Origin of the sequence: Pseudomonas sp. R62, assembly GCF_000257605.1 — a bacterium.
GTDB lineage: Bacteria > Pseudomonadota > Gammaproteobacteria > Pseudomonadales > Pseudomonadaceae > Aquipseudomonas > Aquipseudomonas atacamensis.
Genome location: NZ_JH635998.1, coordinates 832,003 through 838,588, shown reverse-complemented (window position 1 = coordinate 838,588; position 6,586 = coordinate 832,003). Strand labels below are relative to the sequence as shown.

Sequence of the window (6,586 nt, the reverse complement as noted above, 5' to 3'; positions counted from 1 at the left end):
ATGGCGATCTGTATGCGATCAATCACAACGGCCAGCTGCGCGTGAAACAACTCTATCGCCTGCCCACCGGCATCCGTCTGCGCAGCTTCAATCGCGACGAGCATCCGGACGAGGACTACAGCTTTCAGGAAATCCAGGAAGAGCAGATCGTCATCCTCGGTCACGTCTTCTGGTGGGGCATGTACGCCCGCTAACTCTCGTTCATCCAACTGAAACCTGCCCCTTCGGCAGGTTTTTTTTCGCCTGCAGAAATCTCCCCACCCCTTGGCCCGCATGGCTTTCATGCATGCGCGCAAATTTAATGCATAAATAAATGCATTTGCGCATTGACTGTATATGCATCCATGCATATTCTTGCCACCAAGCCGCTCGACAAAGCGGCTGGCAAGACAGGCTCTTTAGTTCCACAAGAACAGGCAGCGATGAACCGGCCTCAACGGTTCAGAGGGTTGGCAACTGACCCGGGTGTGCAGCGTAAAGCACCAGAAGCAGTTATCCGGCGGGCAGGGACCGCGGTCGGAAAAACAATCTGAATGGACTCGTACCGCGCCAGTAGCGCCGAAAAGTCAGCTTCCTTCTCGAACACAGGATTGGAAGGAAGGCGAAGGAGCGCATTACTGAAAAGCCCGGTGTACAAGCGCCGGGCTTTTTGGAATGCCTACCGGGCAGGAACTGAAACGCCGGGATGCCGGCACTCAATAAGGATGATGAACATGAAGAAATACGCACGTGTCGTCGCTGGCAAAGTCGACAACATTTTTGAAACCGCGAACCCGATCACCGATGAGTTTCCGGCGGACCAAGTCTGGGTGGATGTCAGCGCATTGCCCAAGATCGATTATTCCTGGAACGCGGTGAACACCGACGGCGTCTGGACATTTACTGATAGCGATATGTGGGGGCAACCGTCCATGTTGGCTATTCAAATGCGTAACGAAAGAGTGACTCGTTTCGATAAAGTCAACTTCACCCTGACATCGTCCGCGCTGGTACAAAAAGTCGAGCTGGGGCTGGCTACACCTGCTGAAGAGGCCGCACTGCTGGCCTACAAGCAGTTCTTCATCGCGATGAGCCAAGTCAACAAACAGCCGGGCTATCCACTGAGCGTCATTTGGCCTGAAGTGCCATAAGCGACATTTGACGCATCCGCAATATTGAAATGCGCAGTGCATTACTGAAGAGCCTGGCCTTGTTGCCGGGCTTTTAAATACCTGCCAGTTGCACGGCGACATTCCTGCCAAAGAGTAAATGAGGAAGACCCAATGAGTCTTTACGCACTGGTTGAATACAACCGAGTTGTTCAGTTGAAAGAAAGTGAAGTGATTCTTGAACCACTCGCTTCGCCAACCTCGGTTTGGGTTGATGTAACCGGCAGTACGGATATTCGGGTGGGTTGGAGCGCTACCTTCAATGGGGTCTGGACCTTCTCTGCACCGACGAAGAAGAACTGCGAAACAAAGCCGAACAGCAGAAGTGGCAATTGCTGAATGGGGCCGCCAACTGGTTACTGATGAACTCGCTGCAGTTCAAAGTCGACGTCGGCGTCGCCACCAGCGAAGACCAGGCTCGGCTGTTGGCCCAAAAGCAATACTGCATCGCCCTCAGCGACATCGATCAGCAGTCGGGTTATCCGGCGAACATCGAGTGGCCAGTCGCACCTTACTGATTCCAACTCGAGTAATCGATCGGCGGGACCGCATTGCTGAAAAGCCTGGCGCAAGGCCGGGCTTTTTGGAATGCCTGCCTGAAGAGACATTATTTGAACTCAATTCCCATCTATCACCCACTGCCCACGGAGGCGTGACATGACAAACGAGCAACAAGCGTTGGCGGACATGCCGATCTGGCTGGTCATCCTCCTCGCTGTCGTCGGCGGGGTGTCCGGCGAAATGTGGCGCGCCGACAAGGAGGGCGCCCGCGGCTGGTCGCTGGTGCGGCGTCTGGCTCTGCGTTCCGGCGCCTGCATGATCTGCGGCGTGTCGGCAATCATGCTGCTGTATGCCGCCGGCATGTCGATCTGGGCCGCTGGTGCGTTTGGCTGCCTGACCGCCATGGCCGGCGCCGACGTCGCCATCGGCCTTTACGAACGCTGGGCGGCCAAGCGCATCGGCGTCTGTGACGTGCCGCCGCGCGACCAGCCTTAACCCTGAATATTTTTCCGTGCCGCCATGTTGGCGGCAGGGCTGCACGTGGACGATTGAAAAGGAGGTCATGTATGCCCACACCGATCCAGCAGCCGTCGCAACTGTTCACAGCCATCGCGACGACACTGCGCAACACCGCCGGTCTCAACCTCAATGTCGGCAGTGACGCTGACTTCACAGCAGCGGGCGAACAGGCTTGGGTACTGATTGACTTTGACCGAAATGCGTCCGGCATGCGCGCCGCTGATGGGCGTATCGCTCATGTCATGACGTTGTCACTGCAAGTCATCCCGGCGCTTTCTGCGACCGCTTTTGCAGCGTGCGATCTGATCGCCGTGCTGAAAAACCTGATCACCGACAACCGCTGGGGATTGCCCGGCGATCAATGCGATCTGCCCCTGAATATCGATGGCTTGCCATCGTTGCTTATTAGTGCTGATCAGCAATACAAAGCCTGGACCCTGACCTTCGAGCAGACGCTCTACCTCGGCTCGACCCTGCTCGACGATCCACTGGGCATGCCGAAATTCGCTCGCACCTGGGAAGTCAGCGACATCGACGATCCAGATCAGTACACCGCGCTGGAGGGCTGACCGATGTTCGATGCATTACTGCGTATGCAGCTTGGCCCGATCATTGAGCGTCTGGCGGAAATGGAAGCGGAAATCGAAGACTTGCACCGCCGCGCCGAGAGTTTCTGTCGCATTGGCATCTGTCAGTCAGTTGATGCGGCGAGCAATACCTGCCAGGTCAGCCATGGTGGATTGCTCACCCCAGTGATCAAGTTCTTCAATCCTAGCGCCGGGGCGCAAAGCGAATCGCGCATCCCAACGGTGGGCGAGCAGTGCCTGCTGTTCAACTATGGCAGCGGTGAAAGCGGTGCGCAGAGTGTCGCGTTGTTCGGCTTGAACAGTGACCGTTTCCCCCCGGCCTCGACTGTGCCGACGCTGACCCGTCGGGTACATCAGGACGGCAGCGAAAGCAGTTACGACGACGCCAGCCACGCCTTGCACTGGCTCAACGGACCAACGCAATTCCACGGGTCTCGCGAGTCGCTCGAACTGAGCATCGGCCCGGCACGTCTGGCCATGACGCCACAACTGATCACCCTGCAACTGGGCTCCGTCGGCCTGAGTATTGACGCCTCGGGCGTGCACTTCAGCGGCCCCTTGGTCGATCACCAGGGCCGCGTCATCAGCCCCTGATTCAAGAGCCTCCCATGATCGGAATCGATAGAGACAGCGGGGCCACGGTCGACGACTGGCTGCAATTCGTGCAGCGCGCGACCCGAGCCCTGACCACACCGCTGGGCACCCGGCAGAAACGACCTTTGTACGGTTCGCTGATTCCCACTCTCCTCGGGCAGAACCTCGGTGACGACATTCTGCTTCTGGCACAGAGCCACGCCGCGCAAGCGTTCTACAACTCGCAAAACGGCATCGACGATTTTCAGCCGCAAGTAATTGTCGCCAGTCGTCACGGCGATGGCCTGCTGCTGCGCTTCGCCGGCACCTGGAAAAACCGCCAACAAACCTTCGAGGTGCTGACATGAGCATGCTGATACCTGGCCAGAATCAGCTGGCCGAACCCGCGCTGATCACGGTCGAAGCGTTCGAAGACTTGCTCGCCGAGTTCAAGACTTTCGTCATCGAATACGTGGGGGCTCGCTCGCCGGCCAGCGCCGTGAAACTCAAGGCGAGTCTGGAAAACGAAAGCGAATTGCTGACCCTGGCGCTGGAAGCGTTCTGCGTGCGTCTGCAAACCCATGAGCGCAAATACAACGCACGTATCAAGCAGATGCTGGCGTGGTGGGCGACCGGCAGCAATCTCGATGCGCGGCTGGCGGACATGGGCTTGGAGCGGCAATTGCTCGATCCCGGCGACCCGGCGGCATTCCCGCCGGTGCCGGCGATTTATGAAAGTGATGACGACGCTCGGCTGCGTTATTACCTGGCACCTCATGCACCGGCGGCGGGTTCGCGGATGCAGTATCGCCGTGAGGTATTCACCCTCGGCGAGCGGCCCACGGTGCAGGTCGAGTCCACTGATTCCGGCGTAGTGAATGTCACTTACACCTTCAACCCGGACGGTCTCGCCGCACAGGTCAAGGATGGCAACGGGCGGCGCACCGCGCCGGGGGAAGTGCAGGTCACCGTTCTTTCCCGAGAAGGCGATGGCACGCCTTCCGAAGCATTGCTTGAAGGCGTCCGTCAGCATTTCGCCCGCCCCGACGTGCGCCCGGAAACCGACCTCGTCACCGTCAAGGCTGCCGAGATCCAGCGCTACAAAATCCGCGTCGTCGCGAAGATCAATTCCGGTCCCGATTCGGGCCTGACCAAGGTCGCCGCGCAAGCACAATTGCAGGCTTATGCCGACAGCTGTCATCGCCTGGAAGGTCGGGTCGATCCGAGCTGGATCGACTACACGCTGCACAGCGCCGGGGCAGTACAACTGCAGATTCTAGAACCGCTGACGCCGATCGTGACGACCGCGTTTCAGGCGCCCTATTGCACCGCGGTTGAAGTCGAGGTGCTGACGCTATGAGTGAAAAACCTCAGCGGCCGACTTTGCTGCCCGCCAACAGCTCGGCCCTCGAACGCGGACTGGATCTGGGTTTCGGCGCCTTGCTCGACCGCATCGCACCACCGTTTCCCGAACTGATGAACCCAAGCGAAACGCCGGTGGCTTTCCTGCCGTATCTGGCAGCCGATCGCGGCGTCGCCGAATGGAGCACCGAAGCGCCGGAAGCGGAGAAGCGCCTGACCGTCGAACTGGCCTGGCCCACCGGGCGCCAGGCCGGCACTCGCAAGGCGCTGGAAAACGCCGCGAAAGGTTTGCAACTGCGCCCGGAAATCCGCGCCTGGTACGAACAGACACCGCCCGGCGCGCCCTACAGCTTTTCCGTGCGCGCCTTCAGCGACCAACCCTACAGCGCAGCAATCGATGCTCGTCTCGACCGCCGTCTGGCTGATGCCAAGAGCGAGCGCGATGTGCTGACGGTCTCGGTCGGCTTGAGCGCGTTCGGCAATCACGTCATCGGCGCCGCGACGTTCTGCGGCGAACTGACCACGGTTTATCCGGTGTTCATCGAAGGTCTTGAAACCTCTGGCGAGGCGTTCATGGCTGCCGGCATGTACACCGTCGAAACATCCACTATTTATCCTCAGGGGGCCTGAATGGCTGACTATTACACCCTGCTCACCAACGCAGGGATTGCCTACGAAACGGCATGCAAGGCCGCGGGCGTGCCGATCAAGTTGACGCATTTTTCTGTCGGCGACGGCGGCGAGGGCGGGGTCTACAACCCGGCCGCAACCGCCACCGCGCTCAAACGCGAAGTCTGGCGCGGACCGCTCAACGCGCTGTTCCAGGACGAGAAAAATCCGAGTTGGCTGCTTGCTGAAGTGACCATCCCGCCGGATGTTGGTGGTTGGTATGTTCGGGAAGCGGGGTTGTGGACTGACACTGGCGTGCTCTATGCCATCGTCAAATATCCGGAGTCGTTCAAGCCGATTCTCGCCAACTCGGGGTCGGGTAAAGAGTTCTACATTCGCTCGATTTTCGAGACCAGCAATGCGTCGCTGGTGACGTTGTTGATCGATGACACGGTGGTCAAGGCGACCCGTGCCTGGGTTATGAGTTACCTGGCCGAAGAACTCGGCAAGCTCGATGGCAAGCAATCGGTGCGCGTCGCTGCGACTGGCAACGTCGTACTGAAAGGCGCCCAGCAGATCGATGGTGCTGCCGTGGTTGCCGGCGATCGCGTGCTGCTGCCGAGCCAGACGCTGGCCAAGGACAACGGCCTGTGGATCGTCGCCAATGGTGACTGGCAGCGGGCGACCGACGCCAACAGCAGCGCCAAGGTTACCCCGGGTCTGACGGTGATGGTGGAGGAGGGCGTGGCGAACGGAGATTCGCTGTGGCACCTGACCACCAATGCACCGATTACCCTCGGCACGACCGCGCTGACATTCAAGATGCTGGCCGGGCGAACCGGGATTGCTGCGGGGACTTACAAGAGCGTGACGGTTGATGAATATGGCCGCGCTACCGCTGGGTCCAACCCTGAAACGCTGGCCGGTTTTGGTATCAAGGATTCGTACACCAAGGCTGAAGTTGAAGCGCTGATTGCCAAGGCTTCGGCGCTGCCGGTGGGATCGATTGTGGCGTTCCCGGTTGATGCGCCACCACCCGGGTTTTTGGAGCTGGATAACAGCGTCAAGAGCACCGCGACTTACCCGGACTTGAGCGCTTATCTGGGCGGCAAGTTCAACAAGGGCGATGAGGGAGTTGGTAATTTCCGACTGCCTGAGGCGCGTGGGGAGTTTTTGCGGGGTTGGGATCATGGGCGGGAGGTGGATGCCGGTCGAGAGATAGGATCGTCTCAAGGGGATGAGATCAAGGCTCACTCCCACAGCGCATTATTCGCAAATGGCGCCGTC

General features: G+C 59.2%; 10 protein-coding genes. All 10 read left to right on the top strand.

Going from position 1 to position 6,586, the window contains the following annotated elements; all coding sequences use genetic code 11:
* On the top strand, positions 1 to 194 hold a 194-nt coding region (locus OQK_RS05280), incomplete at its 5' end, for a S24 family peptidase (RefSeq protein WP_038860588.1).
* A gap of 519 nt (positions 195 to 713) precedes the next feature.
* A complete protein-coding gene (locus OQK_RS05275; RefSeq protein ID WP_016771447.1) occupies positions 714 to 1,130 on the top strand; it encodes a tail fiber assembly protein in 417 nt (138 codons plus the stop codon).
* Positions 1,131 to 1,393: 263 nt separating this feature from the next.
* Positions 1,394 to 1,666, top strand: a complete 273-nt coding sequence (locus OQK_RS05270; protein WP_232245514.1) for a tail fiber assembly protein — start codon at positions 1,394 to 1,396, stop codon at positions 1,664 to 1,666.
* A gap of 139 nt (positions 1,667 to 1,805) precedes the next feature.
* Positions 1,806 to 2,144, top strand: coding sequence for a phage holin family protein (locus OQK_RS05265; RefSeq protein ID WP_016771446.1), 339 nt, complete (start codon positions 1,806 to 1,808; stop codon positions 2,142 to 2,144).
* A gap of 71 nt (positions 2,145 to 2,215) precedes the next feature.
* A complete protein-coding gene (locus OQK_RS05260; RefSeq protein WP_016771445.1) occupies positions 2,216 to 2,737 on the top strand; it encodes a hypothetical protein in 522 nt (173 codons plus the stop codon).
* Between the two features lie 3 nt (positions 2,738 to 2,740).
* The gene (locus tag OQK_RS05255) at positions 2,741 to 3,349 is read left to right on the top strand and encodes a phage baseplate assembly protein V (protein WP_016771444.1); all 609 of its coding nucleotides are present in this window, start codon (positions 2,741 to 2,743) and stop codon (positions 3,347 to 3,349) included.
* Between the two features lie 14 nt (positions 3,350 to 3,363).
* Positions 3,364 to 3,696, top strand: coding sequence for a phage baseplate protein (locus tag OQK_RS05250; RefSeq protein ID WP_016771443.1), 333 nt, complete (start codon positions 3,364 to 3,366; stop codon positions 3,694 to 3,696).
* On the top strand, positions 3,693 to 4,688 hold the full coding sequence (locus tag OQK_RS05245; protein WP_016771442.1) for a baseplate J/gp47 family protein: 996 nt from the start codon (positions 3,693 to 3,695) through the stop codon (positions 4,686 to 4,688). Before OQK_RS05250 ends, OQK_RS05245 begins: the two co-directional genes overlap by 4 nt.
* Positions 4,685 to 5,320, top strand: coding sequence for a phage tail protein I (locus tag OQK_RS05240; protein WP_016771441.1), 636 nt, complete (start codon positions 4,685 to 4,687; stop codon positions 5,318 to 5,320). The genes OQK_RS05245 and OQK_RS05240 overlap by 4 nt, the downstream gene beginning before the upstream one ends.
* Positions 5,321 to 6,586: phage tail-collar fiber domain-containing protein (locus OQK_RS05235; RefSeq protein WP_177318471.1), on the top strand; the 1,266-nt coding region annotated here is incomplete at its 3' end.

Coding starts and splice junctions, on each gene's coding strand:
- OQK_RS05250 (WP_016771443.1), top strand. CDS start 3,364: ATGATCGGAATCGATAGAGACAGCGGGGCCACGGTCGACGACTGGCTG.
- OQK_RS05245 (WP_016771442.1), top strand. CDS start 3,693: ATGAGCATGCTGATACCTGGCCAGAATCAGCTGGCCGAACCCGCGCTG.
- OQK_RS05240 (WP_016771441.1), top strand. CDS start 4,685: ATGAGTGAAAAACCTCAGCGGCCGACTTTGCTGCCCGCCAACAGCTCG.
- OQK_RS05265 (WP_016771446.1), top strand. CDS start 1,806: ATGACAAACGAGCAACAAGCGTTGGCGGACATGCCGATCTGGCTGGTC.
- OQK_RS05255 (WP_016771444.1), top strand. CDS start 2,741: ATGTTCGATGCATTACTGCGTATGCAGCTTGGCCCGATCATTGAGCGT.
- OQK_RS05275 (WP_016771447.1), top strand. CDS start 714: ATGAAGAAATACGCACGTGTCGTCGCTGGCAAAGTCGACAACATTTTT.
- OQK_RS05260 (WP_016771445.1), top strand. CDS start 2,216: ATGCCCACACCGATCCAGCAGCCGTCGCAACTGTTCACAGCCATCGCG.